At 66.7% G+C, this 17,615-nt stretch carries 18 protein-coding genes; all 18 read left to right on the plus strand.

What is annotated here, in order from left to right; genetic code table 11:
• Entirely contained in the window at positions 1 to 906 is a 906-nt protein-coding gene (gene bchO, locus GPT34_RS11795) for an alpha/beta fold hydrolase BchO (protein WP_291012587.1), read from the plus strand.
• On the plus strand, positions 903 to 2,177 hold the full coding sequence (locus tag GPT34_RS11800; RefSeq protein WP_291012590.1) for a Coenzyme F420 hydrogenase/dehydrogenase, beta subunit C-terminal domain: 1,275 nt from the start codon (positions 903 to 905) through the stop codon (positions 2,175 to 2,177). The genes bchO and GPT34_RS11800 overlap by 4 nt, the downstream gene beginning before the upstream one ends.
• A gap of 79 nt (positions 2,178 to 2,256) precedes the next feature.
• Positions 2,257 to 3,216, plus strand: a complete 960-nt coding sequence (locus tag GPT34_RS11805; protein ID WP_291012592.1) for a polyprenyl synthetase family protein — start codon at positions 2,257 to 2,259, stop codon at positions 3,214 to 3,216.
• Positions 3,217 to 3,227: 11 nt separating this feature from the next.
• Positions 3,228 to 4,448: a methyltransferase gene (locus GPT34_RS11810; protein ID WP_291012594.1), complete on the plus strand. Its 1,221-nt coding sequence runs from the start codon at positions 3,228 to 3,230 to the stop codon at positions 4,446 to 4,448.
• A gap of 32 nt (positions 4,449 to 4,480) precedes the next feature.
• Positions 4,481 to 5,449, plus strand: coding sequence for a chlorophyll synthesis pathway protein BchC (gene bchC / locus GPT34_RS11815; protein ID WP_291012596.1), 969 nt, complete (start codon positions 4,481 to 4,483; stop codon positions 5,447 to 5,449).
• Positions 5,449 to 6,456 carry a chlorophyllide a reductase iron protein subunit X gene (locus tag GPT34_RS11820; RefSeq protein ID WP_291012598.1) on the plus strand — a complete coding sequence of 336 codons (1,008 nt, stop codon included), beginning with the start codon at positions 5,449 to 5,451 and terminating at the stop codon, positions 6,454 to 6,456. Before bchC ends, GPT34_RS11820 begins: the two co-directional genes overlap by 1 nt.
• A 3-nt stretch (positions 6,457 to 6,459) precedes the next feature.
• On the plus strand, positions 6,460 to 8,001 hold the full coding sequence (gene bchY / locus GPT34_RS11825) for a chlorophyllide a reductase subunit Y (RefSeq protein WP_291012601.1): 1,542 nt from the start codon (positions 6,460 to 6,462) through the stop codon (positions 7,999 to 8,001).
• A gap of 118 nt (positions 8,002 to 8,119) precedes the next feature.
• On the plus strand, positions 8,120 to 9,613 hold the full coding sequence (gene bchZ, locus GPT34_RS11830) for a chlorophyllide a reductase subunit Z (protein ID WP_291012604.1): 1,494 nt from the start codon (positions 8,120 to 8,122) through the stop codon (positions 9,611 to 9,613).
• Positions 9,614 to 9,755: 142 nt separating this feature from the next.
• A complete protein-coding gene (gene pufB, locus GPT34_RS11835; RefSeq protein WP_291012607.1) occupies positions 9,756 to 9,899 on the plus strand; it encodes a light-harvesting antenna LH1, beta subunit in 144 nt (47 codons plus the stop codon).
• Positions 9,900 to 9,939: 40 nt separating this feature from the next.
• Complete coding sequence (locus GPT34_RS11840) at positions 9,940 to 10,164, plus strand: hypothetical protein (protein ID WP_291012610.1); 225 nt, start codon at positions 9,940 to 9,942, stop codon at positions 10,162 to 10,164.
• 12 nt (positions 10,165 to 10,176) lie between these two features.
• Positions 10,177 to 10,377, plus strand: a complete 201-nt coding sequence (gene pufA / locus GPT34_RS11845; protein WP_291012613.1) for a light-harvesting antenna LH1, alpha subunit — start codon at positions 10,177 to 10,179, stop codon at positions 10,375 to 10,377.
• Positions 10,378 to 10,493: 116 nt separating this feature from the next.
• Entirely contained in the window at positions 10,494 to 11,333 is an 840-nt protein-coding gene (gene pufL / locus GPT34_RS11850; RefSeq protein ID WP_291012615.1) for a photosynthetic reaction center subunit L, read from the plus strand.
• Between the two features lie 21 nt (positions 11,334 to 11,354).
• Positions 11,355 to 12,332 carry a photosynthetic reaction center subunit M gene (pufM, locus tag GPT34_RS11855; RefSeq protein ID WP_291012617.1) on the plus strand — a complete coding sequence of 326 codons (978 nt, stop codon included), beginning with the start codon at positions 11,355 to 11,357 and terminating at the stop codon, positions 12,330 to 12,332.
• Entirely contained in the window at positions 12,332 to 13,411 is a 1,080-nt protein-coding gene (gene pufC, locus GPT34_RS11860; RefSeq protein WP_291012620.1) for a photosynthetic reaction center cytochrome PufC, read from the plus strand. Before pufM ends, pufC begins: the two co-directional genes overlap by 1 nt.
• Before the next feature lie 41 nt (positions 13,412 to 13,452).
• Complete coding sequence (gene ispH / locus GPT34_RS11865; RefSeq protein ID WP_291012623.1) at positions 13,453 to 14,394, plus strand: 4-hydroxy-3-methylbut-2-enyl diphosphate reductase; 942 nt, start codon at positions 13,453 to 13,455, stop codon at positions 14,392 to 14,394.
• An 11-nt stretch (positions 14,395 to 14,405) separates the two neighbouring features.
• On the plus strand, positions 14,406 to 15,218 hold the full coding sequence (locus GPT34_RS11870; RefSeq protein WP_291012625.1) for a hypothetical protein: 813 nt from the start codon (positions 14,406 to 14,408) through the stop codon (positions 15,216 to 15,218).
• Positions 15,215 to 16,771 carry a 1-hydroxycarotenoid 3,4-desaturase CrtD gene (crtD, locus tag GPT34_RS11875; RefSeq protein ID WP_291012628.1) on the plus strand — a complete coding sequence of 519 codons (1,557 nt, stop codon included), beginning with the start codon at positions 15,215 to 15,217 and terminating at the stop codon, positions 16,769 to 16,771. The genes GPT34_RS11870 and crtD overlap by 4 nt, the downstream gene beginning before the upstream one ends.
• Positions 16,705 to 17,610: a carotenoid 1,2-hydratase gene (locus tag GPT34_RS11880; RefSeq protein WP_291012631.1), complete on the plus strand. Its 906-nt coding sequence runs from the start codon at positions 16,705 to 16,707 to the stop codon at positions 17,608 to 17,610. The genes crtD and GPT34_RS11880 overlap by 67 nt, the downstream gene beginning before the upstream one ends.
• The last annotated feature ends 5 nt before the right edge of the window (positions 17,611 to 17,615 follow it).

Genomic DNA, 17,615 nt, shown 5'->3' on the forward strand with positions numbered 1-17,615 from the left:
ATGTCCGGCGCGCTGGACTGGGAGCGCGACGGCCCTGAATGGCCGCACGCACAGCACAGCCGCTTTGTGCATGCGGCTGGTCTGCGTTGGCATGTGCAGCACTTCCCGGGACCGGCGCCTGATGCGCCCTGCCTGCTGCTGCTGCACGGCACCGGCGCCTCCACCCACTCCTGGCGGGACCTGGCACCACTGCTGGCCAAGCGCTATCAGGTCATCGCGCCCGATCTGCCCGGCCATGCCTTCACCGGCCTGCCACCCGGCGGGGTGGGTTCGCCCCAACTCACCTTGCCCGGCATGGCCGCTGCGCTAAAGGGTTTGATGCAAGCCCTCGACCAGCGCCCAGCCCGCGTGGTGGGTCATTCAGCTGGCGCGGCGATCGCGGTGCGCATGTGCCTGGACGGCCTCATCAACCCGCAGCGCCTGAGCGGGCTGAACGCGGCCCTGCTGCCGCTGGGCGGGCTCGCCGGCGCGGTGTTTTCACCGGCCGCCAAGCTGATGGCGTCTGTGCCGCTCGTGCCGCGCCTGTTTGCCTGGCGCGCGGGCGAGCCGGCCGTGCTGCAGCGCCTGCTGCAGAGCACCGGCTCCACGCTCGACCCCACCGGCACCGCGCTCTACCGGCGCCTGGTCAGTAGCCCGGCACACGCCACCGGCGCACTGGGGATGATGGCCAACTGGGATCTCCCGACCCTGGCCGCCGACCTACCGCGACTGGCGGTGCCACTCGATTTGCTGGTGGGTTCGCGCGACCGCACCGTGCCGCCGGAGCAGGCGCAGCGCGTCTTGGCCCGCCTGAGCGATGCAGCGCGCGGACGCATCACCGTGCTCGACGGGCTGGGTCACCTGGCGCACGAGGAAGACCCGGCGCGCGTGGCCGAATACCTGTTGGACGCGGAGCAGGTGGCATGACCCCCGCTCGCGAGCCCTGGACACCCGCGCTACCCGACGCGCCACCGCGCCATTTCTGCACCGACTGCGGTCTCTCGCGCACCCAGGATCCCAAGCGCTGCGGCCAGGCTTGTCAGTTCATCGCACCCGACTACCCGCGCCTGGAGCAGCAGGTGCATGGCCGCGCGCGGCGCCTGCCTGGGGCCGATGGCGCGGCGGACGACGAGCTGTTTTTCGGACCACACCAGCAGATGCTGCAGGCGCGGCTGAAAACGCCGCTGGTGGGTGCGCAGTGGACGGGCATCACCACCCGCATAGCCGAGCGGCTGCTGGCCCGCGGTGAAGTGGACGCGGTGATTGCGATGGCACCGCACCCCGACGACCCCTGGCGCCCGCTGCCCGTGGTGGTGACGCGCGCCGAGGACATGGCCCGCTGTCGCGGCATGCGCATGGGTTACGCACCGCTGGTGGCGCTGGTGGAGCCCGCGCTGGCGCAAGGCCACAAGCGGCTGGCGGTGATCGGCATTCCCTGCCAGATCTACGCGCTGCGCGCAATCCAGCCACAGCTGGAGCGCGAACACGGCCTGAAAGAACTGCTGGTGATCGGCACGCCCTGCTCCGATAACACCACCACCGAGCGATTCCATGAGTTCCTGACCCTGGTCTCTCCCAAACCACAAGACGTGACCTACCTGGAGTTCCGCGCCGACTACCACGTGGAGATCCGCATGAAGGGTGGCGAGGTGCGCACCATCCCGTTCCTGCAGCTGCCGCTGTCTACCCTGCCGCCCGACTTTTTCCCCATGACCTGCCGCACCTGCGTGGACTACACCAATGCGCTGTCCGACATTACGGTGGGTTACATGGGCGGGCGCGGCGAGCAGTGGCTGCTGGTGCGCAACTCGCGCGGCCAGGCGCTGCTGGACAGTCTAAGTGACGAGGTCATCACCCACGCGCCGAGCTCGGCCGGCCAGCGCGCGGGCGCCGTGAAAGGCTTTCTGAAGAACGTGGAACGTGCCGCGGGCGGTCTGCCACTGCGGCGCATGCCCGACTGGCTGCGCCCCATCGTGGGCTGGCTGATGCCGCGAGTCGGGCCGCGCGGCCTGGAATTCGCACGCGCGCGGGTCGAGATGAAGGCGGTGGAAACGGTGGTGCATCTGGAACGGGAATCACCGGCACGCCTGAAATCCATGGTGCCCGAGCACGTGGTGCACCTGGTGCGGCCCTATGGGTTGGCCGCACGCGCCCAGGCGGGGCAGGTTGCCGCGCCTGCGCCCCCAGACCCGACTTAAACCCACGGGAAAACCCTGAACCGCGGTGCCGCAAAGCCGCTTGACATCCGATAGTGTCATGTTAGATTGACACATGTAGATGTCACACGTTGATGACATCACGTCTGCAGGCGAGAAGTCCATGCCCATGATGTCACGCATCCAGCAAGCGCTAGACGCCCAGCTTCAGCGCGCTGCCGGCGCCAGCGCACCGCCCCGATTGATTGCCGCCATGCGACACGCCGTGTTTCCCGGCGGTGCACGCATCAGGCCCCAGCTCTGTCTGGCTGTCGCGCAAGCCTGCGGTGAAGACGCCCCCGCGCTGACCGACGCCGCGGCCGGCGCCATCGAGATGCTGCACTGCGCCTCTCTGGTGCACGACGACATGCCCTGCTTCGACGACGCGGCGACACGCCGCGGTCAGGCAACGGTGCACACTGTGTTCGGCGAGCCGCTGGCCCTGCTCACGGGCGACGCCCTCATCATCCTGGCCTACCAGACCCTGGCGCGGGCCGGCGCCGCACAGCCGGCGCGGCTCGCGGGCCTGCTGCAAACCATAAGCGATGGCGTGGGCGCACCCGACGGCATCGTGGCCGGCCAAGCCTGGGAATGTGAATCGAGAGTCTCGCTCAGCCAGTACCAGCGCGCCAAGACCGGCGCGCTGTTTGTGGCATCCACCTGCGCTGGCGCGCAGGCGGCCGGTGCCGACCCCATGCCGTGGCGCGGTCTGGGCGAGTGCCTGGGCGAGGCCTACCAGGTCGCCGACGACATCCGCGATGTGCTGCTGCATTCGGACCAGTTGGGAAAACCCGCCGGACAGGACGCTCAGCACGGCCGGCCCAGCGCCGCGCACGACCTCGGCTTGGCCGACGCCATTCACCTGTTTCGCCGCCTGATGCAGAACGCCATCGACTCGGTGCCCGACTGCCCCAGCCGTACCGCCATGCGCCAGATCGTGCTGCGCGAATCCGAGCGGCTGATGCCCCAAAGCACCTGCGAGCGCGCCGTGCTCGAAGGCCGCATCGCCAGCGCCCCGGCGCCCCTGCAAATCGCCGCCTGAGCACCCCGCCCATGTCCACTCTGCACACCCCCGAGCCTCTGCCCCGCCTGCTCAGCGCACCATCCTGGCGCGAGCGATGGGCTTCGCAAGTGGACGATTGGATGACCCGGCCCGCCCTGCACCGTTGGGCGCAGCACAACCCGCTGACACGTTGGCTGGTGCGCCGCCGCTCGGCCCAGCTGTTTGAACTGATGGCCGGCTTCGTGCATTCGCAGGTCTTGCTAGCCTGCGTCCGGTTGCGCTTGCTGGAAACCGTGCGGGAGCAGCCTCGCAGCCTCGACGAGCTGGCCCGGCTCACCCAGCTGCCCGCCGCGGGACTGCAGCGCCTGCTGGCGTCCGCCGTTTCCATGCGGCTGCTCGACCAGCGCAGCGGCAGTCGCTACGGCCTTGGCGCCCTTGGCGCGCCGGTGGCCACCCACCCTGGCATCCGCGACATGGTCGAGCACAACGCCACGCTCTATGAAGACCTACGCGACCCGCTGGCCTTGCTGCGCGACCCCGATGGCGCGCACATGCACCGTTACTGGCCTTACACCGATCATCAGGTCGGTGAGCAGGCAGGGCAACCCCAGCCGCCCGCGCCCGAGGCACAGTTCGCGCGCTACTCGTCGCTGATGGCGACCTCGCAACGCTTCGTGATCGACGAGCTGCTGGCTGCCTACCCGTTTGCCCAGCACCAGCGGGTGCTCGATGTGGGCGGCGGCATGGGCGGCTGGGTCAGCGCGCTGGCAGAGCGCCACCCCCAGCTGTCTCTGCAGCTGTTCGACCTGCCGCCGGTGGCCGCCCTGGCCCAGGAGCAAATCATCCGCCGAGGGCTGGCGGACCGCATTACCACCCACGGCGGCAGCTTCACGACCGACGCGCTCCCGGGCGGCGCCGATCTGGCCACGCTGGTGCGTGTGGCCCACGACCACGACGACCGCACCGTGCTCACCGTGTTGCGCGCCATTCACAAAGCCTTGCCGCTGGGAGGGGCCCTGTTGCTTGCCGAGCCTATGGCGAAGACCGATGGCCAGCCGTCCAGCAGCGACCCCTATTACCACTTCTACCTGATGGCCATGGGCTCCGGCCGGCTGCGCACTCCCCAGGCGCTGAGCGCGCTGATGAGCGAGGCCGGCTTCACCCATATCGAGCTGGTGCCCAACCCCATGCCGCTGCACGCGCAGTTGCTGGTGGGTCGCAAATCTAGGGGTTTACCCGCTGACTTGGGTAAAAGCGTCAATTTAGATTGACAGTTGTAGTTGTCAGTTCTTTAATACATTTCATGAACGCCGACGCCATTGTTTTCCAGCAGCCCTGCCAGCTCTCGGTCCGTAGCCTGCCAATGCGCGCCATGGTGGACGGTGACGTGGAAGTCGAAGTGAGCCACAGCGGCATCAGCACCGGTACCGAGCGCCTGCTCTGGGACGGCAGCATGCCGCCCTTCCCCGGCATGGGCTACCCGCTGGTTCCTGGCTACGAAACCGTGGGCCGGGTGGTAAGCACCCAGGGAGCCTGTGGCCAAGGCCAGGGCCAGGGCTGCATCAGCGTCGGAGACTGGGTGTTTGTGCCCGGCTCCTACAGCTTCGAAGGCGTGCACAACCTGTTTGGCGGCGCAGGCTCGCGACTGATCGTGCCCCACGACCGTGCGGTGCGCCTAGCGCGCGACCTCGGCGCCGACGCCGTGCTCCTCGCCCTGGCTGCCACCGCGTACCACACCGTGGCCTGCGGCGGCGGACGCGATCCAGCTGCCCCACCCGACCTCATCGTCGGCCACGGCGTCATGGGTCGGCTGCTGGCCCGCCTCACCGTGGCCGCCGGCGCTCCCGCTCCGGTGGTCTGGGAAACCCAGCTTCGCCGTCAAGCCGGTGCCAACGGCTACAGCGTGATCGCACCCGATGACGACGACCGCAAGGATTACCGCGCGATCTACGACGTGAGTGGCGACGCCGCCATCCTGCACCGCGTGATTCCGCGCCTGGCCAAGGGCGGCGAGGTGGTGCTGGCCGGCTTCTACAAGCAAGACATCTCTTTCGCCTACGCCCCCGCCTTCATGCGCGAGGCGCAGATCCGCATTGCCGCCGAATGGAAACGCGCCGACCTGCTCGCCGTGACCCAGCTGGTGCAAAGCGGGCGCCTTTCGCTCGACGGCCTGATCACCCACTCGCAAACCCCGGACCACGCGGCCCGGGCTTACGAAACCGCTTTTGCGGACCCCGACTGTCTAAAGATGGTCCTCGACTGGAGACACTGATGAACGCACCCGAAATCAAGAGTCACCCGGTCAACTTCCAGGCCCAGTTGCGCCAGGAAGCGGCCATCGAGCCCGATCCGGTGCACACCGGTGAGGTGAAAAAAGAGACGCAGATCATTGCGATCTACGGCAAGGGCGGCATCGGCAAAAGCTTCACCCTGGCCAACCTCAGCTACATGATGGCGCAGCAGGGCAAGAAGGTGTTGCTGATCGGCTGCGACCCCAAGAGCGACACAACCAGCCTGCTGTTTGGTGGCCGTGCCTGCCCCACCATCATCGAAACCAGCAGCAAGAAAAAGCTGGCAGGTGAGGCGGTGGCCATCGGCGACGTCTGCTTCAAGCGCGACGGCGTCTACGCCATGGAGCTCGGCGGTCCCGAGGTCGGCCGCGGCTGCGGCGGTCGCGGCATCATCCACGGCTTCGAGCTGCTGGAGAAGCTGGGCTTTCACGAGTGGGGCTTTGACTACGTGCTGCTCGACTTCCTGGGCGACGTGGTCTGCGGCGGCTTTGGTCTGCCAATCGCCCGCGACATGTGCCAGAAGGTCATCGTCGTGGCGAGCAACGACCTGCAGTCGCTCTATGTGGCCAACAACGTGTGCAGCGCGGTTGAATACTTCCGCAAACTCGGCGGCAACGTCGGCGTGGCTGGCATGGTGATCAACCGCGACGACGGCACCGGCGAGGCCAAAGCCTTTGCCGAGCAGGTCGGCATCCCGGTGCTCTCGGTGATTCCGGCCGACGACGACATCCGCCGCAAGAGCGCCAGCTACGAAATCATTGGCCGGCCCGACTCGGTCTGGGGTCCGATGTTCGCCGAGCTGGCGCACAACGTTGGCGAGTCCACCCCGAAGCGGCCCAACCCGCTGTCGCAAGACGACCTGCTCGCCCTGTTCTCTGCCGCCTCGGTGGGGCGCGACGTGGTGCTTGAGCCTGCCACGCAGTTCGACATGTGTGGCCGCACCGAATCCACCAAGCCCTCCCTCGAAGTGGTCTACGACGAGGTCTGAGCCATGAACGGCACCACCATCCCCATCGTCCCGCTGAAGGTGCCCACGGCCGTCGACGGCGATGGCATGGGCTGCCATTCGGGCGGTGACACGCTGCTGGCGGCGGCGAAGTCCGCCGGCAAGAGCGAGGTACTGAACCGCTACGCCCAGGACTATCCCAAGCGCGAACAGCAAGGCCCGCACGACCAGCCGCAAAGCATGTGCCCCGCATTCGGCTCGCTGCGCGTCGGTCTGCGCATGCGTCGCACCGCCACCATCCTCAGCGGCTCGGCCTGCTGCGTCTATGGCCTCACCTTCACCAGCCACTTTTACGGCGCGCGCCGCAGCGTGGGCTATGTGCCGTTCAACAGCGAATCGCTGGTCACCGGCAAGCTGTTTGAAGACATCCGCGAGGCGGTGCACGCCCAGGCGGATCCGACCCAGCTCGACGCCATCGTCATCATCAACCTCTGCGTACCCACCGCCAGCGGCGTACCGCTGCAGCTGCTGCCCACCGCCATCAACGGCGTTCGCATCATCGGCATCGACGTGCCCGGCTTTGGCGTGCCGACACACGCCGAGGCGAAAGACGTGCTCACCGGTGCGATGCTGAAGTACGCGCGCCAGGAGATCATGGCTGGCCCGGTGCCGGCGCCGCGCCAGGCCCGCAGCGACAAGCCCACCATCACGCTGCTGGGCGAAATGTTCCCGGCAGACCCGATGCTGATCGCGCAGATGATCGCGCCCATGGACCTGGCCGTGGGCACGGTCGCCCCCACCCGCGAATGGCGCGAGTTGTATGCCGCGCTGGACGGCACGGCTGTGGCCGCCATCCACCCCTTCTACACCGCCAGCATCCGGGAGTTTGAGGCCGCTGGCCGGCCCATCGTCGGCTCGGCGCCGGTGGGCGTGGACGGCACGCACGACTGGCTGGGCGCCATTGGACAGGCCACCGGTGTGCCGCAGGCGCGCATTGACGCCGCGCGCAACCAGACGCTGGCCGCCATCCGCGGCGTGCTGTCACAACAGAAAATCCACGGTCGGATCACGCTCAGCGGCTACGAAGGTTCCGAGTTGCTGGTGGGCCGCCTGCTGGTCGAGTGCGGCGCCGATCTGCGCTATGTCGGCTCGGCCTGCCCGGCCACGCCCTGGAATGCACATGATGCCGAGTGGCTGCGCGCCAAGGGTGTTCAGGTGCAGTTCCGCGCCTCACTCGAAAACGATCTCGACGCGCTGCACGAATACCAGCCGCAGCTGGCCATCGGCACGACGCCGGTGGTGCAGGCCGCCAAGGAAGCCTGCGTGCCGGCGCTTTACTACACCAACCTGATTTCGGCGCGCCCTCTGATGGGCGTCGCTGGCGCCGGATCGTTGATCCAGGTGATCAACGCCGCCATAGGCAACCAGGCGCGCTTCGACGCAATGAAAGACTTTTTCGGCAGCGTCGGCCAAGGCGACAAAGCTGGCGTGTGGGAAGGCGTGCCCCAGGCGTTCCCGAACTTCCGCAAGGAAATGCGACGCCAGAATGAAAAAGCCGCCAAGAAGCGCGAGGCGATCGGATCATGAACACCCTCGCGTCGACCTGCGGTCGCCACCCCCTCAAGAGGGCCAAGCGATCTGACCAGAAAAGCCGGATCTTCGGCATGTGCTGGAACGCTTCCCCGCTCTCAACGGAGGTGCTGACATGCTGGTTCTAGACCACGATCGAGCCGGCGGCTACTGGGGCGCGGTGTATGTCTTCACCGCCATCAAAGGCCTGCAGGTGGTGATCGACGGCCCGGTGGGCTGCGAGAACCTACCGGTCACCTCGGTGCTGCACTACACCGACGCGCTGCCTCCACACGAGCTGCCCATCGTCGTCACCGGCCTGGCCGAAGAACAGCTTGGTCGCGAAGGCACCGAAGGCGCGATGAAGCGCGCCCATGCCGTGCTCGACCCTGAGCTTCCTGCTGTGGTGGTCACCGGCTCGATTGCCGAGATGATCGGCGGTGGTGTGACACCCGAGGGCACGAACCTGATGCGCTTCTTGCCGCGCACCATCGACGAAGACCAGTGGCAGTGCGCCAACCGCGCCATGTTCTGGCTCTGGAGCGAATTCGGCATGAAACAGGTGCCGGCCCGCAAGCCTTTCGCCGAGCGCCCCGCAGGTGAAAAGCCCCGCGTCAACATCATCGGGCCGAGCTACGGCACCTTCAACAGCCCCAGCGACCTTGCCGAGATCCGCCGCCTGGTGCAAGGCATCGGCGCCGAGATCAACCTGGTGTTCCCGCTGGGGTCGCACCTGTCCGAGGTATCGCGCCTGGTCGAAGCCGATGTGAACATCTGCATGTACCGCGAGTTTGGCCGCATGCTCTGCGAAGCACTGGATCGGCCCTATCTGCAAGCGCCGATCGGCCTGCACAGCACAACCAAGTTTTTGCGCAAGCTTGGCGAACTGCTGGGACTGGACCCCGAGCCCTTCATCGAGCGCGAAAAGCACACCACCATCAAGCCGGTGTGGGACCTCTGGCGCTCGGTCACGCAAGACTTTTTCGCCACCGCCAGTTTTGCGGTGGTGGCCACCGAAACCTACGCGCGCGGCCTGCAGCACTTCCTGGAAACCGAGATGGGCTTGCCTTGCAAGTTCGCCGTCTCGCGCAAGTCCGGCGAGAAGACCGACAACGCGGCGGTGCGCGAGCTGGTGAAGACGCAGACACCCCTGATTCTGTTCGGCAGCTACAACGAACGCATGTACTTGGCCGAGGCCGGCAGCACGGGCCCGATGCGTGCCGCCTTCATCCCGGCCTCGTTCCCAGGCGCCATCATTCGCCGCCACACCGGCACGCCGTTCATGGGCTACAGCGGTGCCACCTACCTGATTCAGGAAGTGTGCAACGCGCTGTTTGATGCGCTGTTCCACATCCTGCCGCTGGGTACCGACATGGACAAGGTCGACCCCACGCTGGCGCGCAGCACGAGCGCTGCCGCCACACCTTGGGATGACCAGGCCCAGGTCCGGCTGCACGCCCTCATTGCCAACCAGCCGGTGCTGGTGCAGATCTCGGTGGCCAAGCGGCTGCGCGACACCGCCGAGCAGCAGGCCCGGGAGGCCGGTGCACCCACAGTCCTTGCCAGCCATGTGAACACCGCCGGCGAAACGCTGGGCATGACAGCCCAGGCAGAGCGGGAGCCGGCATGAGCCGCGCTGCCCTCACCCCCATTCGCGATTCGGGCCCTGCGGCCCGGTCCACCCCATGTCGTGGCATCTCGCTGCGGCTACCCATGTTGCGCGGGTTGGGCGCAGCACTGGCCTCACGGCCAATTTGAGAAGGAGCATTCGTATGGCAACGCGGACATCGATTTCCGGCCTGACCGACGAGGAAGCTCAGGAGTTCCACCAGTACTACATCCAAGGCTTTATTGGGTTCACGGCAATTGCCGTGGTGGCCCATCTCTTGGTCTGGTTCTGGCGGCCCTGGCTCTGAGTCGAGACCGGCTTAACTTTTCATGAATGGAGAAACCGCCATGAACGACATGTCTTATGACACCCATAAGTCAACGCCGAGAGAAGACAAGCTGTCGTTTGTCCTGATCTTCGCACCGTGTTTCGTGCTGCTGCTGTCTGTCGCGCTGCTGGGCCATCTGGTCGGGCTGCACTGGCAGGACTGGCTGCCGGGCGCAGAGCACAAGACCAACCTCTTTGCGGGCGTGCATGCCGCGGTTTTCACACTCATGTCCCAACTGATTTAAGGAGTATTCATCATGTGGAGAATTTGGCGTCTTTTCGACCCCCTTCGCACCATGGTTGCCCAGGCAGTGTTTCTGTTTGCGCTCGCAGCCATGATCCACCTCATCCTGTTGAGCACCAACAAGTTCAACTGGCTCGACGGCCCCAAGAAGGCCCCAGCTGGCTCGGCGCTCATCGCGCCCATGCCTGCTGCCACCCCAGCTGCGACGTCCTGAACGTTGCACGAGGTGTGCAGATGCCGCGACCGCGCGTTTGGCTTGGCGCAGCATCTGCCCCCTCCCCATTTTTTGCTTGACGACCACAACACCACCTGAGTCAGGAGGGCCGCACCATGGCCATGCTCAACTTTGAAAAGAAATACCGTGTTCGAGGCGGAACACTGGTTGGCGGCGACCTGTTTGATTTCTGGGTGGGCCCGTTCTGGGTCGGCTTCTTTGGTGTCACCACGATCTTCTTCACGATCCTGGGCACCGCCATGATCCTCTGGGGCGCCTCGCAAGGGCCGACCTGGAACCTCTGGCAGATCAGCATCGCCCCGCCCGACCTGTCCTACGGCCTGCGCTTCGCTCCGCTGATGGAGGGCGGCCTGTGGCAGCTCATCACCGTGTGCGCCATCGGGGCCTTCGGCTCCTGGGCCATGCGCGAGGTGGAGATCTGCCGAAAACTCGGCATCGGTTACCACGTGCCAGCCGCCTTTGCGGTGGCCATCCTGGCCTATGTGACGCTGGTGGTGATTCGCCCGGTGCTGCTGGGCGCCTGGGGGCACGGCTTTCCCTACGGCATCTTCAGCCACCTCGACTGGGTGTCCAACGTGGGCTACCAGTACCTGCATTTCCACTACAACCCCGCACACATGATCGCGGTGAGTTTCTTTTTCGCCACCGTGTTTGCGCTCTCGCTGCACGGCTCGCTCATCCTCTCGGCGACCAATCCCATGAAGGGTGAGACGGTCAAGACGCCTGAGCACGAGGACACCTTCTTCCGCGACACCATCGGCTACTCGATCGGCACCCTCGGCATCCACCGCCTGGGCCTGTTCCTGGCGCTGGCCGCGGTGCTGTTCAGCGCGCTGTGCATCGTCATCAGCGGACCGTTCTGGAGCCGTGGATGGCCCGAGTGGTGGGGCTGGTGGCTGAACATGCCGATCTGGGCGCAGTGGCCGCTGCAATAAGCACAACACGAGGAGCACAACATGGCGCAATACCAAAACCTCTTCACCACGGTGCAGGCCACTGGGCCGCTGCACCACGGTGTACCCTTGGGCCACGGCAACAGTCCGCGCACCGGTGAGAAGCCGGCGAGCTTTCACCTGCTGGGCCGGCTGGGCAATGCCCAGATCGGACCCATCTACCTGGGCGGTCTGGGCATTGCTTCGCTGATCCTGGGCACACTGGCCTTCAACATCATGGGCATGAACATGCTGGCCTCGGTGAACTGGGATCCGATCCAGTTCATCCGCCAGTTGTTCTGGCTCTCGCTGGAGCCGCCGCCGCCGCAATACGGCCTGTCGTTGCCGCCGCTCAACCAGGGCGGCTGGTGGCTGATGGCTGGTGGCCTCTTGACCGCCTCCTTGCTGCTCTGGTGGGCTCGCACCTACAGGCGTGCCCGAGAGCTCGGCATGGGAACGCACGTGGCCTGGGCATTTGCTGCCGCCATCTGGCTGTTTCTGGTGCTGGGGTTCTTCCGCCCCATCCTGATGGGCTCATGGAGTGAAGCCGTGCCCTTTGGCATCTTCCCCCACCTCGACTGGACCGCGGCGTTTTCACTGCGCTATGGCAACCTGTTCTACAACCCCTTTCACGCGCTGTCGATTGCGTTCCTGTATGGCGCTACCCTGCTGTTTGCCATGCACGGCGCAACCATCCTCGCGGTGAGCAAGTTCGGTGGCGAGCGCGAGATCGAACAGATCGTGGACCGCGGCACCGCCAGCGAGCGCGCGGCCCTGTTCTGGCGCTGGACCATGGGGTTCAACGCCACCATGGAATCCATTCACCGCTGGGCCTGGTGGTTTGCGGTCCTCTGCCCCCTGGTGGGCGGCATCGGCATCCTGCTGACGGGCACCGTGGTCGACAACTGGTACCTGTGGGCCGTCAAACACGGCGTCGCACCGGCCTACCCCAATGTGTTCCCGGCCGTGATGGATCCGGCCCTGACCCCAGGAGGCCAGTGATGAAAGACCTGCTCAAAACCCCCGCCACCTGGCTCAAGACGCTGGCGCTCGGCTCCCTGGTACTGCTTACTGCCTGCGAGCGTCCACCCATGGACACCGTGCAACACGGCTACCGGGGCACTGGCATGGTCCAGGTGTACAACCCGCGCACCCTGGAGGGCGTGATCGAGGCCAACGTGGTTCCAGAGGCCCAACCGCCCGCCTCGGCAGATGGCCCCAAGGCCGGCGATGTTTATCAGAACGTCAAGGTGCTCGGCGACCTGAGCGTGGGTGAGTTCACCCGGCTGATGGTGTCGATGACGGCCTGGGTATCGCCCGAGAAGGGTTGCAACTACTGCCACAACGCCGGCAACTTCGCCGACGACAGCCTCTACACCAAGATCGTGGCTCGCAAGATGGTGCAGATGACGCAGACCATCAACAGCAAGTGGCAGAACCACGTGGGTCAGGCAGGTGTCACTTGCTTCACTTGCCACCGCGGTCAACCCGTGCCCAAGTTCGTCTGGTTCACCGCCGATTCGCAGCCCCAGGGATCCAATTTCATCGGTGACAAGGCCGGGCAGAACACGCCAGCGCCAAGCGTCAAGCTGACTTCGCTGCCCTACGACCCGTTTACGTCGTATCTGCTGGGCAACGAGCCGATCCGCGTGGCCGGCACCACCGCCCTGCCCGCCGGCAACACCAGCAGCATCCAGCGCACCGAAAAGACCTACGCGCTCATGACGCACATGGCGGGCTCGCTGGGCGTGAACTGCACCTTCTGCCACAACACACACTCCTTTGGCGCCTGGGACGGCGCACCGCCGCAGCGTGCCACCGCATACCACGGTATCCGCATGACCCGCGAGGTCAACAACGACTTCCTCGTGCCCCTGACCGACACCTTCCCCACCGAGCGCAAGGGCGAACTGGGCGACGTGGCCAAGCTCAACTGCGCCACCTGCCACCAGGGCGCGTACAAGCCGCTGTTTGGCCAGTCCATGCTCAAGGATCACCCGGAACTGGCCACGCTGCGCGCGGCCTTTGCCAAAGCGCCTGCGGTGGTGGAGCCGGTGGCAACGCCCGCTGCTGCACAGTGATTGCCTGAGCACCAGCGGTCTTGCCACAGGATGTGTCCCCCATGCAAGTTGTGCTGGCCCAGCCGCGCGGCTTCTGCGCTGGGGTGACGCGAGCGATCGAGATCGTTGAGCGCGCACTCGCCGGGCATGGGGCGCCGGTCCATGTATTCCACGAGATCGTGCACAACCAGTGGGTGGTGAACGATCTGCGTGACCGCGGTGCGGTGTTTGTTGACAGCATCGAACAGGTGCCGGTCGGCGGCACCGTGGTGTTCAGTGCCCATGGCGTGTCCACCCAGGTGGTGGCGCAGGCTCGGCGGCTCGGCCTGAACACCATCGACGCCACCTGCCCACTGGTGAGCAAAGTCCATCAGCAGGCGCAGCGCTTCGCGCGCATGGGTCATGTGCTGGTGATGATCGGTCACGCCGGTCACGAGGAAGTGCAAGGCACGATCGGTTGCGTCAACGCGCCGGTGCACCTGGTGAGCAGCACCGCCGATGCGAACGCCTTGCGCCTGCCTGCCGATGCCCCGGTGGCCTACGTGACGCAGACCACCTTGAGCATCGACGACACGCGAGACATCATTGATGCCCTCTCAAAGCGTTTTGTGCACCTCGTTGGTCCCGATGTGGACGGTATCTGCTACGCCACGCAGAACCGCCAGATCGCGGTCCGCGCGCTGGCCGAGCAAGTCGATCTGGTGCTGGTGGTCGGCGCGCGAAACAGCTCCAACTCCAACCGCTTGCGCGAAGTGGCCGATCGCGTCGGCGTGGATGCTCACCTGGTGCAAGACGCCACCGAGATCCGCGCCGAGTGGCTCTCAGGTGCCGCCCGCGTGGGCGTGACCTCGGGCGCCTCCACGCCCGAGTTACTCGTTCAAGAAGTGGTCCATGCCCTTCAGGCCCGGCACAACGGGCCGGTGGTCCCGGTGCTGCAGTTGCCAGGGGTGCAGGAAGACGTGCTGTTCCGGCTGCCAGCCGAGTTCAGCGAGCCTGTCAGCTGAGGCATCACCGGATGGCCACCGCCAATCCCGACCTCATCACGCTCTCGGGCGTGGTGGTGGTGGTGCTTGTGAACACGCTGCGCGAACATCAGGCTTGGGCCTGGATGCGGCTGGTGCAAGGCCCCGGGGCGCTCAAGGACACGCCCGGGCTGATCTTCGCCAAGGTCATGGGCAGCGGTCACGAAGGCGGCTTTGGCCTGCGGCCCAGCGCGACCCACCAGGGTCTTATCACGGTGTTTGACCACGCCGATCAGGCGCGCGCCTTTCTCGCCAGCCCCCTGGTGAACACCTACCAGGAAAGGGCGGCCGATTTCTGGACCGGTATGCTCGAAGTGGTCTCGGCCCGCGGCCAATGGGACGGCCAGGCTTGGGGCACCACGCCGGCCACCCAGCTCGGCTCACACGCCTGCGCCGCCAACGACGCCGAGCCACCCCGACCACTCGCCGCGCTCACCCGCGCCAGCATACGGCCCGCCAAGGCCATGGCCTTCTGGCGCAATGCACCGGCGGCGCAAAACGCCATGCAGCACGCCAAAGGCTGTTCGCTGGCCGTGGGCTTGGGCGAGGCACCGCTGATCCGGCAGTGCACCTTCAGCCTCTGGGATGACACACCCTCGATGCTGGCCTATGCCCACCAGGGCGCGCACCAGGCGGCGATAGAGGCGGCTTACCGCCACCACTACTTTTCCGAATCGATGTTTGTGCGCATGCGCCTGCTGGAGCAGCAGGGGCAGTGGCCGTCCCCCGCTTCGCAAGCCGCGGCCCAGGCCGCCAGCCCGCCAGAAGGCCCACCACCACCTCTGATGCCAGGGCCTCCTCCATGACGCAACAACGGGTGGTTGTGGTCGGTGCGGGCATGGGTGGGCTGGTGTCGGCCTTGCAGCTCGCACACCAGGGCGTGGACGTGACCGTGGTTGACAGCGCGGCCGCACCCGGCGGCAAGCTGCGCCAGCTGCAGGTTGGCGGCGGCGCTATCGACAGCGGTCCCACGGTGTTCACCATGCGCTGGGTGTTCGACCAGATCCTTGCCTCGGTCGGCACCTCGCTGGAAGCCGAGCTCACCATCCGACCACTGGAGGTGCTGGCGCGGCACTGGTGGGACGACGGTTCCTCGCTCGACCTTTTTGCAGACCCGGCGCGATCGTTTGATGCGGTCACGAGTTTTGCCGGGCTCGACGAGGCGCACCGCTTTCGCCGCTTCTGCCTGGAGGCCGCCGAGGTCTACCGCACGCTGGAGCCGCATTACATCCGAGGACCGGCGCCGGACTTCTGGGGCCTGACGAGGGCGCTCGGCATTGGAGGCCTCAACACGCTCGCCCAGCTCGGTCCGATGCGCAGCCTCTGGTACACGCTGGGGCGTCATTTCCGCGACCCGCGCATGCGCCAGCTGTTCGGCCGCTACGCCACCTACACCGGCTCCTCCCCCTGGCAGGCACCCGCCACGCTGATGCTGATTGCGCAGGTGGAGCTCGATGGCGTGTGGACTATCGATGGCGGCATGCACGCCCTGGCGCGCTGCCTGGAGCGCCTGGCCATCGCGCGCGGCGCGCGCTTTCGCTATGGCACGGCTTGCGAAACGATCGAGATGCACAACGGCCACGCCGTGGGCGTGCGGCTGGAGAACGGCGAACGCCTGAGCGCCGAGGCCGTGGTCTTCAACGGCGACACCGCTGCGCTGCGCAGCGGCCTGCTCGGCGCGCCCGCGAAACGCGCTGTGTCCACCAGCGCCCCACCTCGCTCACTCTCGGCCATCACCTGGTCGATGCACGCCCCCACGCAGGGCCTCGCGCTCGACCGCCACAACGTGTTTTTCCAGCGCGACTACGCCAGCGAGTTCACCGACATCTTCCAGCGACACCAGCTGCCGCAAGCGCCCACAGTCTATGTCTGTGCCCAGGACCGCGGCACCGGCCTTGCACCCACAGGGTCCGAGCGCCTGCTGTGCCTGGTCAACGCCCCCGCCACCGGCGACAGCGACACCCTCACCGCCAAGGACATCGAGACATGCGAGACCAGCAGCTTCAACCTCTTGCACCGCTGTGGCCTGACGATCATGCCCGGCCACGAAACGCCGATCCGCACCACCCCGGTGGACTTCCATCGCCTGTTTCCCGCGACGGGCGGGGCACTGTACGGCCAGGCCAGCCACGGCTGGATGTCGGCCTTCGCGCGCTCGGGGGCGAGCAGCTCGGTGCCAGGGCTGTTTCTGGCGGGGGGCAGCGTGCACCCGGGGCCGGGCGTGCCGATGGCGGCGTTGTCAGGCCAGCTGGCGGCCGCGGCCGTGATGGCGAGCCCCGCTTTGACCAGGCGGTGCCCAGCGGCGGTTACCTCTGGTGGTACATCGACGCCCTCAGCGACGACGGCACGCACGGCCTGAGCCTGATCGCCTTCGTCGGCAGCGTCTTCTCCCCCTACTACGCCTGGGCCCGGCGCGGTGGCGCCGCCACCCGGCCAGACAACCACTGCGCGCTCAACGTCGCGCTCTACAGCCGCCACGCGAGGCGCTGGAGCATGACCGAGCGCGGTGAGCGCCACAACCACCGCGAGCGCACTCACTTCAGCATCGGCCCCAGCCAAATGCACTGGAACGGCAGCTCGCTGGACATCCACATCGACGAGGTTGGTGTGCCCATCCCGCGCCGCATCCAGGGCCGCATCCGCCTCTTTCCCGAGCAACTGTTCAGCTTCAGCACGACGCTCGATGCCGAAGGCCGGCATCGCTGGGGGCCACTCGCGCCGCAGGCGCGTGTGGAAGTGGAGCTGCGGCACCCGGCTCAGCGCTGGAGCGGATCGGCCTATCTGGACAGCAACGAAGGCGATGAGCCGGTGGAGCGCGCCTTCACCGAATGGGACTGGTCACGCAGCCGCCTCGCCGACGGCAGCACCGCGGTGTTGTACGACGTAGAGCCCGAGCAAGACCACGGCCGCCTGCTGGCGCTGCGCTTCCAGCGCGACGGCCAGGTCACGCCTTTCGAAGCGCCGCCGCAGCACGCCCTGCCCCACACCGCCTGGCGCGTCGCGCGCCGACAGCGCAGCGACTCGCCGCCACAGATCGTCGAGCAGCTGGAAGACACGCCGTTCTACCAGCGCGCCATGCTGCGCCAGCAGCTGCTGGGCGAGACTGTCACCAGCTTCCACGAAACCCTGCACGTGCCGCGCCTTGTGTCGCCCGTGGTGCAGGCCATGCTGCCCTGGCGCATGCCAAGGCGAGGGTGACGGTG

The organism is Hydrogenophaga sp., assembly GCF_011390835.1.
Taxonomy (GTDB): Bacteria; Pseudomonadota; Gammaproteobacteria; order Burkholderiales; family Burkholderiaceae_C; genus Hydrogenophaga.

Bases quoted from the DNA above. Each gene is read 5' to 3' on its own strand.
- bchO (WP_291012587.1), top strand. From the start codon at position 1: ATGTCCGGCGCGCTGGACTGGGAGCGCGACGGCCCTGAATGGCCGCAC.
- GPT34_RS11800 (WP_291012590.1), top strand. From the start codon at position 903: ATGACCCCCGCTCGCGAGCCCTGGACACCCGCGCTACCCGACGCGCCA.
- GPT34_RS11805 (WP_291012592.1), top strand. From the start codon at position 2,257: ATGTCACACGTTGATGACATCACGTCTGCAGGCGAGAAGTCCATGCCC.
- GPT34_RS11810 (WP_291012594.1), top strand. From the start codon at position 3,228: ATGTCCACTCTGCACACCCCCGAGCCTCTGCCCCGCCTGCTCAGCGCA.
- bchC (WP_291012596.1), top strand. From the start codon at position 4,481: ATGAACGCCGACGCCATTGTTTTCCAGCAGCCCTGCCAGCTCTCGGTC.
- GPT34_RS11820 (WP_291012598.1), top strand. From the start codon at position 5,449: ATGAACGCACCCGAAATCAAGAGTCACCCGGTCAACTTCCAGGCCCAG.
- bchY (WP_291012601.1), top strand. From the start codon at position 6,460: ATGAACGGCACCACCATCCCCATCGTCCCGCTGAAGGTGCCCACGGCC.
- bchZ (WP_291012604.1), top strand. From the start codon at position 8,120: ATGCTGGTTCTAGACCACGATCGAGCCGGCGGCTACTGGGGCGCGGTG.
- pufB (WP_291012607.1), top strand. From the start codon at position 9,756: ATGGCAACGCGGACATCGATTTCCGGCCTGACCGACGAGGAAGCTCAG.
- GPT34_RS11840 (WP_291012610.1), top strand. From the start codon at position 9,940: ATGAACGACATGTCTTATGACACCCATAAGTCAACGCCGAGAGAAGAC.
- pufA (WP_291012613.1), top strand. From the start codon at position 10,177: ATGTGGAGAATTTGGCGTCTTTTCGACCCCCTTCGCACCATGGTTGCC.
- pufL (WP_291012615.1), top strand. From the start codon at position 10,494: ATGGCCATGCTCAACTTTGAAAAGAAATACCGTGTTCGAGGCGGAACA.
- pufM (WP_291012617.1), top strand. From the start codon at position 11,355: ATGGCGCAATACCAAAACCTCTTCACCACGGTGCAGGCCACTGGGCCG.
- pufC (WP_291012620.1), top strand. From the start codon at position 12,332: ATGAAAGACCTGCTCAAAACCCCCGCCACCTGGCTCAAGACGCTGGCG.
- ispH (WP_291012623.1), top strand. From the start codon at position 13,453: ATGCAAGTTGTGCTGGCCCAGCCGCGCGGCTTCTGCGCTGGGGTGACG.
- GPT34_RS11870 (WP_291012625.1), top strand. From the start codon at position 14,406: ATGGCCACCGCCAATCCCGACCTCATCACGCTCTCGGGCGTGGTGGTG.
- crtD (WP_291012628.1), top strand. From the start codon at position 15,215: ATGACGCAACAACGGGTGGTTGTGGTCGGTGCGGGCATGGGTGGGCTG.